Consider the following 15672-nt stretch of genomic DNA (forward strand, 5'->3'; position numbering starts at 1 on the left):
AACGGTCGGATTGCGGCTAACTATCCTTCTATGCGCACGCCTGAGACGTCTCTGCAGCAGATCGTCGTGGTGGTGCCCGCCCACAACGAGATCGACCGGCTGCCTGAGTGCCTGCGGGCGTTGACCACGGCGGCGCTGTGCGTGTCCGTCCCGGTGCTCATCGTGGTCGTACTCGACGCCTGCGATGACGGCAGTGAGCAGCTGGCCGGGCGCTTCGGTCCCGACGTCCACGTCGTCTCGGTCGACGCCGGCAACGTCGGTGCCGCACGTGCCGCCGGCTTCGAATACGCCCGGACCCTGCGCGACGACGGGCCGACGACCTGGTACGCGACGACGGACGCTGACAGCGTGGTCAGCTCCGACTGGTTGGTCCGGATGACCGCCCCTGGCGCCGACATGGTGCTCGGTGTGGTGCGGGTTCCGTTGTGGCGCAACCTGCCTGCCGCCGTGGTGCGTCGTTATCTGCGCGCCTATCAGTCGGATGGACCGGGGCACTCGCACGTGCACGGCGCCAACATGGGGTTCCGGGCGTCGGCCTACTGGCAGGTCGGCGGGTTCCGCGCCCTCGCGACGGCAGAGGATGCCGACCTGGTGGAGAGGTTCCTGGCGGCGCGGCTGCTCATACACCGGGACAGCGGGCTCTCGGTGGCCACGTCGGATCGCGTCGACGGACGCGCGCCGGGCGGCTTCGCCGCGCATCTGCGGGGGCTGTCCCGAAAAGCGGCCTCGTGAGTGTCGGGCTGGTCAAGCGCTGGCTGGCTGCGGGCGATCTCGAACTGCCACTGCCGGGTCGAGGTGAGACGGCGGTGCGCTGGCGACGGCTGGCCGCAATGGCGGACGAGGACGTGACGGCCGGACGGCTGGCCGAGGCACACCTCGATGCCGTGGCGATCCTCGCCGAACTCGGCGGGCCCCGTCCCGAGCCCGGGCAGTGGTGGGGTGTGTGGGCGGCCGAACCGCCCGATGCGGTGGTGTCGGCGACCGTCGATGGTGACCGGGTCCGGCTCGACGGTGTGAAGGCGTGGTGCTCCGGCGCCGGGCTCTGTTCGCACGCGCTGGTGACCGCGCAGCTGCCCGGCGACCGTCGCGGGCTGTTCGCCGTCGACCTCGGTGCGCCCGGCGTGCACCCACTGCCCAGCACCTGGCGGGCGACGGGCATGGCCGAGTCCGACACTCGATCCGTGCAGTTCGAGGACACCCCCGCGGTCGCGGTCGGCCGGCCAGGGGAGTACCTGAGCCGGCCGGGCTTCTGGCACGGCGGCGCCGGGGTGGCGGCATGCTGGCTGGGTGGTGCGCGCGCCGTCGCCCAACCGCTGTATCGACGGGCGGCCGCGGGCACTGCGGACCCGCACGCGTTGGCGCACTTGGGCGCGGTCGACGCCGCGCTCGCCGCCGCGGACGCTGCGCTGGTCGCCACCGCCGCAGCGGTCGACGCCGACCCTGCCGACGACGCCGGTCGCGGGGAACTGTTGGCCCGCCGTTTCCGAGCCATCGCGGAAACCGCGGTCGAGGAGTCCATCGGCCGTACCGCGCGAGCGCTCGGGCCGGCGCCGCTGTGCCTGGACGTCGAGCACGCGCGGCGCGTGGCCGACCTGTCCGTCTACGTCCGGCAGAGTCATGCCGAACGGGACCTGGAACGGCTGGGTGTGCTCGCGGGGACGTCGGCGTGACGGCCGCGCAGGTCGGCAACGGGGCGCGGTTCTCCGCGCAGCCCGTCCCCGACGGCGGCACCCCGACGCACGTCTGGGTCGACGCCGGTCTGCATCTGCCCGAACTGGACCTCGCCCGGTGTCCGGAGCTCGTGGTGGTCGGGGCGCATCCCGATGACGAGACCCTCGGGTTCGGTGCGACGGCGTCACTGCTGGCGCGGGCCGGCGTGCGCACGCAGATCGTGTCGGCCACCGACGGCGGAGCGGCCTACCCGGATCTGTCCGTCCTGCAGCGGTACCGGCTCGAGCAGACGCGACGTGACGAATTGCGCCGGGCGGCAACCGCATTGGGGATGTACGCGCCGGTGAGTCTCGGACTGCCCGACGGGCGGGTGGGGGATCACGAGCGGCGGCTCACCGACCTGCTAGTCGAGATTCTCGACGGGAAGCCGGCGGGCACCTGGTGTGCCGCTCCGTGGCGCGGGGACGGCCACCCCGATCACGAGGCGGTCGGTAGGGCTGCTGCGGCCGCGGTCGAGGAGACCGGTGGGGTGCTGGTGGAGTACCCGGTGTGGATGTGGCACTGGTCGTTTCCGGGAGACGACGCCGTACCGTGGCAGCGCGCGCGGATGGCCCGGCTCACCGCCGAGGCGCTGGAGATCAAGCGACGAGCCGCGCGGTGCTTCGAAAGCCAGTACACCGCACCGACTCCCGGCGGGGCCCCGGTCCTCCCGCCGGAGGTTCTGCATCGCCTGCTGACGGTCGGCGAAGTAGCGTTCTGTTGAGTGCCCGGCTGCCCGACGCGTTCTTCGACCGCATGTACGCCGAGGCGGACGATCCGTGGTCGCTGGGTACGCGGTGGTACGAGGAGCGCAAGTACGCGATCACGATGGCGTTGCTGCCGTACCGGCGCTACCGCCGCGCATTCGAACCGGGATGTTCGGTCGGTGTGCTCACCGAGCGGCTGCTGCGCCGCTGCGACAGGATCACCGCGATCGATGTGAGCGTCGCGGCGCTGGACGCCACGCATCGGCGCTTGGCCGCGGCGCGGGTGATCGGCCGTGCTGACCTGCGGCGTGCATCGCTCGACTCGCCATGGCCGAACGGGCCTTTCGACCTCGTCGTGCTGTCCGAGGTGTGCTACTACCTACAGCCGGAGACGCTGCGGGCGGTGCTCGAGCGTGAGATCCCGCGGCTGCCACGCCCCGCAACGGTCGTGGCCGCGCACTGGCGCCACGCCGTGGCCGAGTATCCGATGACCGGCGACCACGCCAACGAGATCATCACGCAGACTCCCGGTCTGCACCGTCTCGGCGGTTACCGCGACGACGATGTCGTCATCGACGTGTTCGACACGGCGGGTGGCGATTCCGTCGCCACCCGCACCAACATCCCGGGCGCCTAGCACCGGCGAGCGCACGCACGCTCACACGTTCCTGGCCGCGCCCTCCCAGAACTGCGCCCGCACCGCCTTCTTGTCCGGCTTGCCCAACGCGGTCACCGGCACGGAGTCGACCACCACCACCTGCTTGGGCGTGTGCACCGAACCCTTGCGCTCCTTCACAGCCGCCTGGATCTCGCTGATCATCGTCTCCACGGCACCCTCGTCGGACGCGGCGTCTGGCCGCAGCACCACCACGGCCGTCACCGCCTCGCCCCACTTTTCGTCGGGCGTGCCGATCACGCACACCTGCGCCACTGAAGGATGTTCTGCCACAACGTCTTCCACCTCGCGGGGGAACACGTTGAAGCCGCCGGTGACGATCATGTCCTTGGTGCGGTCGACGATGTAGTAGAAGCCGTCGGAGTCCTCGCGGGCGAGGTCTCCGGTGTGCATCCACCCGTCCTTGAACGTGTCGGCGGTGGCGTCCGGCAGCTTCCAGTACCCGCCCGAGAGCAGCGGCCCGGACACGCAGATCTCGCCCACCTCACCCTGTGGCACCGGCTTCCCGTCGTCGCCGAGCAGCGCCACCCGGGCGAACAGCGTCGGCCGCCCACAGGAGGTCAGCCGCTTCTCGTCGTGGTCCTTCTTCGAAAGGTAGGTGATCACCATCGGCGCTTCGGACTGCCCGTAGTACTGCGCGAAGATCGGCCCGAAGCGACGGATCGCCTCCTTCAGCCGTACCGGATTCATCGCCGACGCACCGTAATACACCGTCTCCAGTGACGACAGGTCACGCGTGTGGGAGTCCGGATGATCCATCAGCGCGTAGATCATCGACGGCACCAGCATGGTCGCGGTGATCTTCTGCTCCTCGATGACGCGCAGCACCTCGGCCGGGTCGAACTTCGTCAGCACGATCAGCTCGCCGCCTTTGACGACGACGGGGGTGAAGAACGCGGCGCCGGCGTGCGAGAGCGGCGTGCACATCAGGAAGCGCGGGTTCTCCGGCCACTCCCACTCGGCCAGCTGCACGGTCGTCATCGTGGTGATCGACTGCGTCGTTCCCATCACGCCCTTGGGCTTGCCCGTGGTGCCGCCGGTGTAGGTCAGCCCGCCGATGTGGTCAGGCGGCAGGTCCGCCGCGACCAGTGGCTTCGCCGGGTACTTGGCGGCCTCGGCGGTCAGGTCCACCGCGACGTCGGCCAGCTCGGACGGAACGGGTCCGACGGTCAGGATCTGCTTGAGGGAGGGCACTTTGTCCAGCAGCCCCAGCGCCCGTTCGACGAACATCGGGTTCGGATCGATGATCAGCGAGCTCACCTCGGCGTCGGACAGCACGTACGCGTGATCGTCGAGCGAGCCGAGAGGGTGTAGTGCCGTACGCCGGTAGCCCTGGGTCTGGCCGGCGCCGATGATCATCAGGACTTCGGGCCGGTTGAGGGACAGCAGCCCGACCGCGGCACCGGTTCCGGCGCCCAGCGCTTCGAACGCCTGGATGTACTGGCTGATGCGATCGGCCAGCTCACCCCCGGTGAGCGTGGTGTCGCCGAGGAACAGCACGGGCCGGTCGCGGTGCCGCTTCAGGGCGCCGACTGTCAGGTGTCCGGAGTGCACGGGGTGCCGCAGCAGATCGGTCATGGCCTACAGACTAGAACGTGTTCCAATTTCAACCAAGCCTCCGTCACCGGGTACTCGCGCCACGTCACGCCTCTCGCCGCAGGGTCGATCCATCGAAACAACAGCCCCGACGCACAGCGGCGTGGCACGCTGCTGACCATGGCTGATCTGCCCGAACCCCGCTTCCTCGACGAACGCGTCGCCCACTGGGCCGCGACCCAACCCGACGCGGAGGCGATGGACTTCCTCGACCGGAACTGGACCTGGGCACAGTGGGACGACCGCATCCGCCGCCTGGCCGGTGCGCTCACCGAGCGCGGTATCGGCCGGGGGGACGTCGTCGCGTTCCTCGACAAGAACCATCCCGCCTGCATCGAGCTGACCATCGCCGCCGCTTCGCTGGGCGCGGCTACCGCGATCATCAACTTCCGCCTCGCCGCCGACGAACTCGACTACGTGCTGAACGACTCCGATGCCAAGGTGCTCATCGCCGGTAAGGAGTTCATGGGCTCGATCGACAAGATCCGCGACAAGCTCACCACCATCGAGCACGTCATCGCGGTGACGCCCGAGGGCGACGACGAGTACGAGAAGGTCCTGGAGGCGTCGACGCCGGCGCACCGGTCCGACGACGTCGACCCCGACGATGTCGCGATCATCATGTACTCCTCGGGCACCACCGGACGCCCCAAAGGTGTCGAGCTGACCCAAGCCAACATCATCGCCCACACCGTCAACGCCCACGAGGGGTTCGAGTTCGACGAGGGTGACAAGAACATGGTGTCGATGCCGCTGTTCCACGTCGGCGGATCGTCCTACGCGCAGTTCGCGATTCACGACGGGTTCCCCAGCGTGATGACCCGAGAGGTCGACGGTGCGTCCCTGGCCGGCGCCATCTTCAAGGGCGCCAACCGCACCTTCCTCGTCCCCGCCGTGCTGGCCAAGGTGCTCGACTCGGGTGAGGACGCGGTGAAACTGTTCGCGTCACTGAAGACCTACGGGTACGGGGCGTCGCCGATGCCGCTGCCGTTGCTGCGGCGGGCGCTCGAGGCGTGGCCCGAAACGGATTTCATCCAGGCCTACGGTCTGACCGAACTGTGCGGAGTGATCAGCCACCTGCTGCCCGAGGCGCACCGCGATCCCGGCCGAGAAGAACGGCTCTCCAGCGCAGGAACTCTGGTGCCCAACGCCGAGGTGCGCGTCGTCGATCCCGACACCCTCGACGAGGTGCCCGCCGGTGAGCAGGGCGAGTTGTGGTTCCGCTCACCACAATTGATGAAGGGCTATCACAACAAGCCCGAGGCCACCGCGGAGGCGATCACCGACGACGGCTGGTTCCGTACCGGTGACATCGGCCGCGTCGACGACGGGGGCTACATCTTCGTCGAGGACCGGCTCAAGGACATGATCATCTCCGGCGGTGAGAACATCTACTCCATCGAGGTGGAACGCGTGCTGGCCGAACACGAGGCCGTGGTCGAGGTCGCGGTGATCGGTGTGCCCGACGAGAAGTGGGGCGAGGTCGTCAAGGCGGTCGTCGTGGTCGAACAAGAGGTGTCCGAGAAGGACCTGATCGCGTTCGCCCGCGAGCGCCTCGCCGCCTACAAGTGCCCCAAGACCATCGACATCACCGACGAGCTGCCCCGCAACCCCACCGGCAAGGTCCTGAAAAAGGAACTGCGCAAGCCGCATTGGGACAACAGGGACCGCGCGACGGTCTAGATCGCTGGTCTAGATCGAGACGACGACCTCGTTGCGCCGCCGGAACGGCAGCGTCCACGGCGGATCGTAGAACCACCCTGTTGTCTCGCCGACGGGTTCGATGCCGTTGTCCCGCAGTGTCATTCGCAGCTCTTCGCTGCGGGCGGCGATGGCGGCGGCGCTGCGGTCGCCGGTGAACGCCAGCACCGCGACCGTCGCGGGCGGCACCGTCACCAGCCGGACGTTCTCGTCGTCGGGTGTCGGGAGGGTCGCAAGAGACCACTTCGACGGCATGAAGAACCGGACTGTCCACCCGTCGTCGGCGTTGCCGGTCTGGGAGACGGGCGCGGTCATCGCGATCTCCTCCGGGTCCGTTTTTCCGGCGGCCTGGCTCACCGGTGCGGTCATCGCGATCTCGGTGTCGCGGTGGTTGCCGCCGAAGATGTAGCCGGCCAGTCGCCGGAACCCGGTGTTGAGTGCTTTTTGCTTCTCACCGGTGACCGTCGTCTCGGCGGCGATCCGTGAGCCGTACTGGCGGATCTCCACCCGATCGGTCAGCGGCCGCCTGATGTAGTGGGGTTCCTCGACGGTCCGCACGCCGACGATGGACAGCGCGGACTCGCCGAGCTGGCTGGCGAACTTCAGTATCGGATTCACGGCACCTTCCTTCCCGGTAACTCATCGAACTATTCGCCGCCGCCCCGTGGGCAGATGGGTCCTAAGGTGGCGGCGATGGACCTCGCCGACCTCCTCGACCGCGTGCATGTCGTCTCCCTGCCGATGCGCGTGCGGTTCCGTGGCATCACGACGCGGGAGGTAGCGCTGATCGACGGCCCCGCCGGCTGGGGTGAGTTCGGCGCATTTCTCGAATACGGCCCCGCCGAAGCCGCGCACTGGCTGGCCGCCGCGATCGAGGCCGCCTACCAGCCCTTGCCGCCGACGCGGCGGGACCGCATCCCGATCAACGCGACCGTGCCTGCCGTCACGGCCGCGCAGGTCCCCGAGGTGCTTGCCCGGTTTCCCGGCGCCCGCACCGCGAAGGTGAAGGTCGCCGAGCCCGGCCAGACCCTGGCCGACGACGTCGCGCGGGTGAACGCCGTCCGCGCCGTCGTGCCCACCGTCCGCGTCGACGCCAATGGCGGCTGGAGTGTCGAGGACGCCGTCGCCGCCGCTGCAGCCCTGACAGCCGACGGGCCGCTGGAGTATCTGGAACAGCCGTGCGCGACGGTGCCCGAGCTGGCCGATGTGCGTCGCCGCGTCGACGTCCCGGTCGCCGCCGACGAGAGCATTCGCAAGGCCGACGACCCGCTGCACGTGGTCCGCTCCGGGGCGGCGGACGTCGCGGTGCTCAAGGTCGCCCCGCTGGGCGGGGTGCGTGCCATGCTCGCGATCGCCGCGCAGATCGACATCCCGATCGTGGTGTCCAGCGCCCTCGATTCCGCGGTCGGTATCGGCGTCGGCCTGGTCGCCGCCGGCTGCCTGCCCGAACTGCACCACGCCTGCGGCTTGGGCACCGGGAGCCTGTTCGTCGAGGACGTCGCCGAGCCCACCCCGCCCGTCGACGGGTTCCTGAGCGCCGGGGCAGTCATCCCGGAACCGGCCCGACTCGCGGCACTGGCAGCCGACGCGCAACGACGGCAGTGGTGGATCGACCGCATCCGCGAGTGCTGGCCTTTCGTGTCCTGATCTGTGGGATGCATGGCCTGGACGCCATGAGCTCCTGTCCCCGAGACTGAGGACCATGGCGCGCCAGGTCCTCATCCTCGGGTTCGAGGGTGTGCAGGCGCTCGACATGATCGGCCCGTTCGACGTATTCACGGGCGCGTCGCTGTATGCCGGCAGTGTCGGCGCCGACGGCTACGACGTCCGCGTCGTGTCCGTGGACGGTGAGCCGGTCAGCACCGGCACCGGCCTGACACTCGTCGCCGACCCGCTCCCCGATCCCGCCGCGCCCGTCGACACGGTCGTGCTGCCCGGCGGAATCGGCACCGAGGCCGCCCGTAAGGACGCCGACCTCGTCGACTGGATCGTCGCCGTCGCGCCCCACGCCCGCCGCCTCGTCAGCGTGTGCAGCGGCGCGGTGCTGGCTGCACAGGCGGGTCTGCTCGACGGGTGCGTCGCCACCACGCACTGGGCGTTCGCGCCGCAGCTCGCGTCGGAGTTCCCATCCATCACCGTCGACCCGGACCCGATCTTCATGCGCAGTTCGGATCGGGTGTGGACGGCCGCGGGCGTCACCGCGGGTATCGATCTCGCGTTGGCGTTGGTGGAAGACGACCTCGGCACCGACGCCGCGCAGACGGTGGCCCGCCACCTGGTGATGTACCTGCGCCGGCCGGGCGGACAGACGCAGTTCGCGGCCCCGGTGTGGATGCCTCGCGCACGCCGCACCCCGATCCGTGACGTGCAGGAAGCCATCGAGGCGGCACCCAGCGGAACCCACAGCATCGCCGAGCTGGCGCGTCGCGCGGCGATGAGCCCGCGGCACTTCACCCGGGTGTTCACCGAGGAGGTCGGTGAGGCGCCCGGCGCGTACGTCGAGCGGATCCGCGTCGAGGCGGCCCGCCGCCAGCTGGAGGAAACCGACGATCCCGTCACCGTGATCGCCGCGCGCTGCGGATTCGGCTCGGCCGAGACGCTGCGCCGCACCTTCGTCCGCCGCCTCGGCATACCCCCTGACCACTATCGGAAGACGTTCGCCTGAAAGGAGTTCCGACCATGCAGGTCGCCATCGTGCTCTATCCCGGGTTCACCGCACTGGACTTCATCGGACCCTACGAATGCCTGCGGTTCCTGCCCGACACCGAGGTCCGCTTCCTGTGGCACGAGCCCGGGCCCATCGCCGCGGACTCCGAGGTGCTGCTCGTCGGGGCCACCCACAGCTTCGACGAGACCCCGTCGCCGGACGTCGTGCTGATCCCCGGCGGTATGACCACGCTCGAGCACGCACGTGACACGCGAGTGCTCGACTGGGTGCGGCGTGCGCACGAGACATCGACGTGGACGGCGTCGGTGTGCTCGGGGTCGGTGATCCTGGCCGCCGCGGGGCTGCTCACGGGGAAGCGGGCGACGTCGCACTGGGCGGCGCTGCCGGTGTTGCGGACGTTCGGCGTGACGCCCGTCGGCGACGAGCGGATCGTGGCCGCCGACGAGCGCATCGTGACCGGCGCCGGCGTCTCCGCGGGTATCGATCTGGGGCTGTGGCTGACCGGTCGCATCGGTGGCGAGGCCAAGGCGAAGGCCATCCAGCTGTCGATGGAGTACGACCCGCAGCCGCCGTTCGACTCCGGGCACATGTCGAAGGCGTCCGCGTCGACCAAGGCCGCCGCGACCGCGCTGATGACCCGCGACCTGGCCACACCCGCGTCGCTGGCGGCAGCCGGCGGCTTGATGTGGGACGCCGCGCTGCACTCCGTGCGACTTCGGCGTGCTCGTCGTCGCTCAGCGAAGACAATCACGCCGAAATCGCCGACCGGATGACAGCGATCACCCGGTCGGGATACTCCGTGAGGTCCAGCCAAGTGAACCTGAGTACCTGCCAGTTCAGCAGCATGATGTGGTTCTGGCGCGTCCGGTCGATCTGGAATTCCTTCGCGCCGCTGTGGAACGCGAACCCGTCGACCTCGATGGCGACGTGTGCGCTGGGAAACGCCACGTCCACGCGATATCCGCCGACCGGATAGTTGGCCTTCCATCCGGTGATTCCGGCGGATCTGAGCAACGTGAGCAGTATCCGTTCGGCATGCGACCGCGCACCGTGGTCGGCCGCCTGGAGTAGACGGCGCGAGCGCGGCGCGCCGTGTCGACCCTTGTGCCTCAGGTGCGCCTGCCACAGCGGCTGCAGCTCGGTCTTCTTCTGCAGCGCTGTGTCGAGCAGTCTGGCCCCCCCGCCCCTGCGCGCAGCGGCCTCGACGACCGTGAGATGCAGAGCGGTCACCCTCAGGGCGGTCATTTCGACGACGTCGCGCGAGACGAGATCTCGTCGACGCGGTCGCGTCCCGGAGTGCTGTCTGCCGTTGCTGTTGCGAGGGACGGTGACCTCCACGGTTTCGGGTGCGAACGCCGTGAGGCCATGCCACCAGGCGGCAGCCAACCCGCTTGCTGCCGCCCGGGACCCGTAACCCCACACCGCGGCGCGGATTCGCGCAGCGTCGGTGAACGGCTGGTCATTGACCGAATACACGCCGCGGCCGCGGCGAATCCAGTGCCCGGATGTGACGCGGCGCTGGACCGCGGCGTGGCTGAGGCCTGACGCGCGGGCCTGGTCGAGCGTGATGACGCCGTCGTGGCGTCGCAGATAGTCATCGAGCATGCATAGACGGACGCGCGAGCCGCCCGCCCGGTTCCACCCCGCGCGATTTCGGCGTGGTCGTCGTCGCTGACCGTCGATAACCACGCCGAAATCGCAGTCCAGTAGCGTCGTCGGGGTGAATTTGGCCTACGACGAACGCGGGACCGGCGATCCGGTGCTCTTCATCGCCGGTCGCGGGGGCGCTGGTCGGACCTGGCATCTGCATCAGGTGCCGGTGTTCGCCCGCGCGGGCTACCGATGTGTGACATTCGACAACCGCGGCGTGGGTGCCACGGAGAACGCCGACGGGTTCACGACCGAGACCATGGTCGGCGACGTCGTCGACATCATCGACAAGCTCGGTTTGGCCCCGGTGCGCATCGTCGCGCTGTCGATGGGCTCCTACATCGCCCAGGAGTTGATGGTCGCGCGCCCCGAGCTGGTGCGCTCCGCGGTCTTGATGGCCACCCGCGGGCGCCACGACCGCGCCCGCGACTTCTTCTGGCGTGGCGAGCAGGCGCTGGCCGAGTCGGGGATCGATCTGCCCATCGAGTTCGAAGCGAAAGTGCGCCTGCTGGAGAGTTTTTCGCCGAAGACGCTGAACGACGACAACGCGGTGCGCGACTGGATCGACATGTTCACGATGTGGCCGCAGAAGCCGACCCCGGGCATGCGCACGCAGCTGTCGATCGCACCCCAGAGCAGCCGCCTGGCCGCCTACCAGAACGTGGTTACGCCCGCGCTGGTGATCGGGTTCGCCGACGACGTGGTGCTGCCTGCCTACCTCGGCCGCGAGGTGGCCAACGCGATGCCGAACGCGACGTTCCTGGAGATCCCGGGCACCGGGCACCTGGGCTTCATCGAGAAGCCGCAGGTCGTCAACACCGCGATCCTCAATTTCTTCGCCGATACCCTGTAGTGGTGAACCCCTCGACCGTGCAGGCTCGGGTGGTCGTCGACGAGCTCGTCCGCGGCGGCGTCCGCGACGTCGTCTTGTGTCCTGGCTCGCGCAACGCGCCACTCGCGTTCGCCCTGCACGACGCCGACCGGGCCGGCCGCCTGCGGCTGCACGTCCGCATCGACGAGCGCACCGCAGGCTTCCTGGCCATCGGCCTGGCGGTCGCGCAGGGTGCCCCGGTGTGCGTGGCGATGACGTCGGGTACCGCGGTGGCCAACCTCGGGCCGGCGGTGGTGGAGGCCAACTACGCCCGTGTCCCGCTGATCGTGCTGAGCGCGAACCGGCCCTACGAGCTGCTCGGCACCGGCGCCAATCAGACTTTCGAACAGCTCGGCTACTTCGGCACCCAGATGCGGGCCAACATCAGCCTCGGCCTGGCCGAGGACGTCCCGGAGAAGATGGCGTCGTTGAACGCGCAATGGCGCTCGGCGACGTGCCGGGTGGTGGTGGCGGCGACGGGCGCGCGTTCGGCCAACGCCGGGCCGGTCCAGTTCGACATCCCGCTGCGTGAGCCGCTGGTGCCTGCGGTGGACGAACCGGGCGAGCCCTACGCCCCGGAAGGTCGCCCGCAGGGCCGGCCGTGGACGATCACCCCGCCGGTCACGTTCGACCAGCCGCTGGACATCGACCTCACCCCCGACACGGTCGTCATCGCCGGCCACGGCGCGGGCGCGCACCCGAACCTGGCGCATCTGCCCACGGTGGCCGAGCCGACCGCGCCCTATGCGGCCAACCCGCTGCATCCGTTGGCGCTCAACCTGATTCGGCCCCGGCAGGTCATCATGCTCGGCCGCCCGACCCTGCACCGGCCGGTGTCGGCGCTGCTGGCCGACCCGTCGATTCCGGTGTACGCGTTGACCACTGGGCCGCGGTGGCCGGACGTGTCGGGCAACTCCCAGGCGACGGGCACCCGGGCGGTCACCTCGGGTGTGCCGAATCTCGACTGGCTCGACCGGTGCACGCAGGCGAACCGACAAGCGTGCGAGGCGGTCCTCGGCCAGCTCGCCGCCCACCCGCTGACCACCGGGCTCCATGTCGCTCAGGCCGTCGCCGACGCGGTACGCCCCGGTGACCAGTTGGTACTGGGTGCAAGCAATCCGGTGCGCGACATCGCGTTGGTCGGCTTCAACACCCCGGACGTCAGGGTCCGCTCGAACCGGGGAGTCGCCGGGATCGACGGCACGGTGTCGACGGCCATCGGCGCAGCCCTGGCCCACGAACGTGCCACCGGGGGCCGCACCGTCGCGTTGATCGGTGACCTCACGTTCGTGCACGACAGCTCGGGTCTGCTCGTCGGCCCGACTGAGCCGCTACCGAAGGCGCTGACCATCGTGGTGTCGAATGACAACGGCGGCGGCATCTTCGAGCTGCTCGAACAGGGCGATCCGCGGTTCGCCGACGTGTCCTCGCGTATCTTCGGCACCCCGCACGACGTCGACGTCGGCGCCCTGTGCCGCGCCTATCACGTCGAAAGCCGTCAGATCGAGGCGGGCCAACTGTCTTCCGCTCTCGACGAACCGCACGACGGGATGCGGGTGCTGGAGGTCAAGGCTGATCGGTCGTCGTTGCGGGCACTGCACGCGTCGATCAAGGCTGCCCTGTGACGGCACTGCTCGCGCGCCTGAGGGCGTTGTGGCAGTTCATCATTCCCCATCTGTACGGCGAGCCGGGGGAGACGCGTCGGGGCCGGGTTCTTCGTCGGGTTCGGATCGGCATCGTCGTGGTGGCGTGCCTGGTGACGCTGCAGTCGGTGCTTCTGATGGTGGGCGCGTGGCGTAACGACCGTCAGATCGAGCGGCACATGGGGGTGGCTGAAGCGACGGTGCTGGATGCGGGTCCGCGACGGTCGACGATCGAGTTCGTCACTCCCGACAGGGTGACCTACCGGCCGGAACTGGGTGTTCTGTATCCGTCGGAGCTCGAGAACGGCATGCGGATCTACGTCGAATACGACACCAACAACCCGGATTTGGTGCGGGTACAGGATCGTGACGCATCGCTGGCGATCATCCCGGCGGGCTCGATCGCGGTCCTGGGATGGCTTGTCGCCGGTGCCGCGTTGGGCGTCACCGCGCTGGTGCAGCGCCGCATCGATGGGCCCGAAGCCCAGGACGCACCGGCGGAACCTCAAGGCGCGACGAGCTGATCCAGCCAGTCGGCGTCGGAGATGTCGACCTTCTCTCCGGAGGCCAGGTCGACCACGGTCGGGGTGCCGACGTTGACCGGGTCGGCGGTGTAGAGGGATTCGAAGTTGGCGTCCTCCAGGGCGGCGACGTCGACCACCTCCTGAGCCTTGGCGATGTTGTCGGCCACGGGTTCGGGAAGCCCTGAACTCCGTGCGATGGTGCGTAGTTCGTCGCCGGTGAAGGCCGGTCCACCCGGATCCTGTTGTGCCCACAGCTCTTCGACGAAGCGCTGGAACTGCACACCTGACGTCGTCGAGTCGCCTGCGGGCTCGGCGGCTGCGAACAGCGCATTGACCACCGCCGCCGAATAGCCCTGTCCCTCCTCGTCGAGGAACGTCAGAGGGCGATACGTGACCTGAACTCCGCCGACTGCCAGGTAGTAGGCGATCTGATCCCCGAACTGCTCCTGGAGGTCGTGGCAGTGGGTGCACTGCGGCTCGGTGAAGATCTCGATCTGTGCGGGTGCGTCGTCGAATCCGGCGACGATGCCGTACCCGTCGTTCGACAGGGCCAACGGGGCGGTGACGGGATCGGGGCGGGCAGTACCGGTGACCTCTTTCGCGCAGCCCACGGTGCCGAGCAGCAGTCCGAGCACGAGCACGAGCCGCACCGTCCGCGTTGTCCGCATGTCGGGAAGGATAACGCCGCACCACGGGCAATTCGCGCGACATATCCCTGCCCGCAACCTCCGGGACAGGTCGTGATGTCACCGTCATGTCGTGCGCGTCGCAATCGTCGCAGAGTCGTTCCTCCCGAATGTCAACGGCGTCACCAACTCGGTGCTTCGGGTGATGGAGCATCTCCGTCGTACCGGTCACGAGGTCCTGGTCGTCGCCCCCGACACCCCGCGTGGCCAGCCCGCCGCTGACCGGCTGCACGACGGCACCCGTGTCCACCGCGTGCCGTCCATGATGTTTCCGAAGGTCACCTCGCTGCCGCTGGGTGTACCGCGGCCGCGGATGGTGGGCGTACTGCGCGGGTTCGATCCCGACGTCGTGCACCTGGCGTCGCCGGCGCTGCTGGGCTGGGGCGGTGTGCACGCTGCCCGTCATCTGGGCGTCCCCACGGTCGCGGTGTTCCAGACCGACGTGGCCGGCTTCGCGCAGAGTTACGGCGTCGGCGTGATGTCGCATGCCGCGTGGGCGTGGACCCGCCGCCTGCACAGCAAGGCCGACCGCACCCTCGCGCCGTCCACCGCGGCGATGGAAGACCTTGTCGCGCATCGCATCCCCCGAGTGCAGCGGTGGGCGCGCGGGGTGGATGTCACCGGCTTCGCGCCGTCTGCGCGTGACGAGCAGCTGCACCGGACGTGGTCGCCCGAGGGCAAGCCCGTCGTCGGCTTCGTCGGCAGGCTCGCCCCCGAGAAGCACGTCGAGCGGCTCGTCCCGCTGGCAGAGCGCGACGACATCCAGGTCGTCATCGTCGGCGACGGCGTGGACCGGGCGAAGCTTGAGCAGCGGCTACCGCGGGCGGTGTTCACCGGTGCGCTCTACGGTGCCGAGCTCGCCGCGGCCTACGCCAGCATGGACGTCTTCGTCCACCCGGGCGAGCACGAGACGTTCTGCCAGGCGGTGCAGGAGGCGATGGCGTCGGGGGTGCCGGTGATCGCTCCGGACGCGGGCGGCCCGCGCGATCTCGTGGCCCCGTACCGCACCGGGCTGTTGCTGCCGGTGGCCGAGTTCACCGACCGGCTCTCGGAGTCGGTGAACCATCTCGTCGCCGAGCGGCGGCGCTACGCCGTGGCGGCGCGGCGCAGTGTGTTGGGCCGTACCTGGCCCGTGATCTGCGATGAGCTGCTCGGTCACTACGACGACGTGGTCGGCCGCCGAGGTGCGCGCGCCGCCTGAGTTTGCTCCCTGTCAGGGTGGGTATCTGCACCTGGCTGT

Annotated in this window: 16 protein-coding genes; 12 read left to right on the forward strand and 4 right to left on the reverse strand. The window is 69.4% G+C overall.

Annotated features, from left to right (window positions below):
- Positions 1–30 precede the first annotated feature (30 nt).
- The 4 genes from ACZYYX_RS07485 to ACZYYX_RS07500 are packed head-to-tail and all read left to right on the forward strand — an operon-like array spanning position 31 to position 3054.
- Entirely contained in the window at positions 31–732 is a 702-nt protein-coding gene (locus tag ACZYYX_RS07485) for a glycosyltransferase family 2 protein (protein ID WP_463813789.1), read from the forward strand.
- Positions 729–1670, forward strand: a complete 942-nt coding sequence (locus ACZYYX_RS07490; protein ID WP_463813790.1) for an acyl-CoA dehydrogenase family protein — start codon at positions 729–731, stop codon at positions 1668–1670. Before ACZYYX_RS07485 ends, ACZYYX_RS07490 begins: the two co-directional genes overlap by 4 nt.
- Positions 1667–2434 (forward strand): PIG-L deacetylase family protein, encoded by a 768-nt coding sequence (locus tag ACZYYX_RS07495; protein WP_463813791.1) that lies wholly within the window; start codon positions 1667–1669, stop codon positions 2432–2434. The genes ACZYYX_RS07490 and ACZYYX_RS07495 overlap by 4 nt, the downstream gene beginning before the upstream one ends.
- A complete protein-coding gene (locus tag ACZYYX_RS07500; protein WP_463813792.1) occupies positions 2431–3054 on the forward strand; it encodes an SAM-dependent methyltransferase in 624 nt (207 codons plus the stop codon). The genes ACZYYX_RS07495 and ACZYYX_RS07500 overlap by 4 nt, the downstream gene beginning before the upstream one ends.
- A gap of 21 nt (positions 3055–3075) precedes the next feature.
- Here ACZYYX_RS07500 and fadD8 read toward each other — a convergent pair whose 3' ends face one another.
- Positions 3076–4671, reverse strand: a complete 1596-nt coding sequence (gene fadD8, locus ACZYYX_RS07505) for a fatty-acid--CoA ligase FadD8 (RefSeq protein WP_463813793.1) — start codon at positions 4669–4671, stop codon at positions 3076–3078.
- Positions 4672–4809: 138 nt separating this feature from the next.
- Between fadD8 and ACZYYX_RS07510 the strand changes: the two genes are divergently transcribed.
- Positions 4810–6372, forward strand: a complete 1563-nt coding sequence (locus tag ACZYYX_RS07510) for a long-chain-fatty-acid--CoA ligase (RefSeq protein ID WP_463813794.1) — start codon at positions 4810–4812, stop codon at positions 6370–6372.
- A 9-nt stretch (positions 6373–6381) separates the two neighbouring features.
- Here the strand turns inward: ACZYYX_RS07510 and ACZYYX_RS07515 are convergent, their stop codons facing one another.
- Positions 6382–7008 carry an SOUL family heme-binding protein gene (locus tag ACZYYX_RS07515; RefSeq protein ID WP_463813795.1) on the reverse strand — a complete coding sequence of 209 codons (627 nt, stop codon included), beginning with the start codon at positions 7006–7008 and terminating at the stop codon, positions 6382–6384.
- Positions 7009–7083: 75 nt separating this feature from the next.
- On the opposite strand from ACZYYX_RS07515, the gene ACZYYX_RS07520 reads away from it, so the two are divergent.
- Genes ACZYYX_RS07520 through ACZYYX_RS07530 form a run of 3 tightly spaced genes read left to right on the forward strand, consistent with a single transcriptional unit; the run spans position 7084 to position 9831 of the window.
- A complete protein-coding gene (locus tag ACZYYX_RS07520; RefSeq protein ID WP_463814841.1) occupies positions 7084–8037 on the forward strand; it encodes an o-succinylbenzoate synthase in 954 nt (317 codons plus the stop codon).
- Positions 8038–8092: 55 nt separating this feature from the next.
- On the forward strand, positions 8093–9055 hold the full coding sequence (locus tag ACZYYX_RS07525; RefSeq protein ID WP_463813796.1) for a GlxA family transcriptional regulator: 963 nt from the start codon (positions 8093–8095) through the stop codon (positions 9053–9055).
- Positions 9056–9069: 14 nt separating this feature from the next.
- Entirely contained in the window at positions 9070–9831 is a 762-nt protein-coding gene (locus ACZYYX_RS07530; RefSeq protein WP_463813797.1) for a DJ-1/PfpI family protein, read from the forward strand.
- Here the strand turns inward: ACZYYX_RS07530 and ACZYYX_RS07535 are convergent.
- Entirely contained in the window at positions 9806–10663 is an 858-nt protein-coding gene (locus tag ACZYYX_RS07535) for a type IV toxin-antitoxin system AbiEi family antitoxin domain-containing protein (protein WP_463813798.1), read from the reverse strand. The genes ACZYYX_RS07530 and ACZYYX_RS07535 overlap by 26 nt on opposite strands.
- Positions 10664–10778: 115 nt before the next feature.
- Between ACZYYX_RS07535 and ACZYYX_RS07540 the strand changes: the two genes are divergently transcribed.
- From ACZYYX_RS07540 to ACZYYX_RS07550, 3 genes are read left to right on the forward strand one after another with little or no spacing between them, the layout of a single operon-like run.
- Positions 10779–11561 (forward strand): alpha/beta fold hydrolase, encoded by a 783-nt coding sequence (locus ACZYYX_RS07540; protein ID WP_463813799.1) that lies wholly within the window; start codon positions 10779–10781, stop codon positions 11559–11561.
- Between the two features lie 2 nt (positions 11562–11563).
- Positions 11564–13204: a 2-succinyl-5-enolpyruvyl-6-hydroxy-3-cyclohexene-1-carboxylic-acid synthase gene (gene menD, locus ACZYYX_RS07545; RefSeq protein WP_463813800.1), complete on the forward strand. Its 1641-nt coding sequence runs from the start codon at positions 11564–11566 to the stop codon at positions 13202–13204.
- On the forward strand, positions 13201–13746 hold the full coding sequence (locus tag ACZYYX_RS07550) for a DUF3592 domain-containing protein (RefSeq protein WP_463813801.1): 546 nt from the start codon (positions 13201–13203) through the stop codon (positions 13744–13746). The genes menD and ACZYYX_RS07550 overlap by 4 nt, the downstream gene beginning before the upstream one ends.
- On the opposite strand, the gene ACZYYX_RS07555 is transcribed toward ACZYYX_RS07550, so the two are convergent.
- Positions 13728–14414 (reverse strand): DsbA family protein, encoded by a 687-nt coding sequence (locus tag ACZYYX_RS07555; protein ID WP_463813802.1) that lies wholly within the window; start codon positions 14412–14414, stop codon positions 13728–13730. The genes ACZYYX_RS07550 and ACZYYX_RS07555 overlap by 19 nt on opposite strands.
- A gap of 91 nt (positions 14415–14505) precedes the next feature.
- Here ACZYYX_RS07555 and ACZYYX_RS07560 point away from each other — a divergent pair, with 91 nt between their 5' ends.
- Positions 14506–15633, forward strand: coding sequence for a glycosyltransferase family 4 protein (locus ACZYYX_RS07560; RefSeq protein ID WP_463813803.1), 1128 nt, complete (start codon positions 14506–14508; stop codon positions 15631–15633).
- Positions 15634–15672 lie beyond the last annotated feature (39 nt).

This window comes from Mycobacterium sp. IDUB_1, assembly GCF_055419625.1.

Excerpts from the sequence above, each read along its gene's own strand:
- ACZYYX_RS07525 (WP_463813796.1), top strand. The coding sequence starts at position 8,093 with ATGGCGCGCCAGGTCCTCATCCTCGGGTTCGAGGGTGTGCAGGCGCTC.
- ACZYYX_RS07510 (WP_463813794.1), top strand. The coding sequence starts at position 4,810 with ATGGCTGATCTGCCCGAACCCCGCTTCCTCGACGAACGCGTCGCCCAC.
- ACZYYX_RS07485 (WP_463813789.1), top strand. The coding sequence starts at position 31 with ATGCGCACGCCTGAGACGTCTCTGCAGCAGATCGTCGTGGTGGTGCCC.
- ACZYYX_RS07535 (WP_463813798.1), bottom strand. The coding sequence starts at position 10,663 with ATGCTCGATGACTATCTGCGACGCCACGACGGCGTCATCACGCTCGAC.
- ACZYYX_RS07555 (WP_463813802.1), bottom strand. The coding sequence starts at position 14,414 with ATGCGGACAACGCGGACGGTGCGGCTCGTGCTCGTGCTCGGACTGCTG.
- fadD8 (WP_463813793.1), bottom strand. The coding sequence starts at position 4,671 with ATGACCGATCTGCTGCGGCACCCCGTGCACTCCGGACACCTGACAGTC.
- ACZYYX_RS07530 (WP_463813797.1), top strand. The coding sequence starts at position 9,070 with ATGCAGGTCGCCATCGTGCTCTATCCCGGGTTCACCGCACTGGACTTC.
- ACZYYX_RS07520 (WP_463814841.1), top strand. The coding sequence starts at position 7,084 with ATGGACCTCGCCGACCTCCTCGACCGCGTGCATGTCGTCTCCCTGCCG.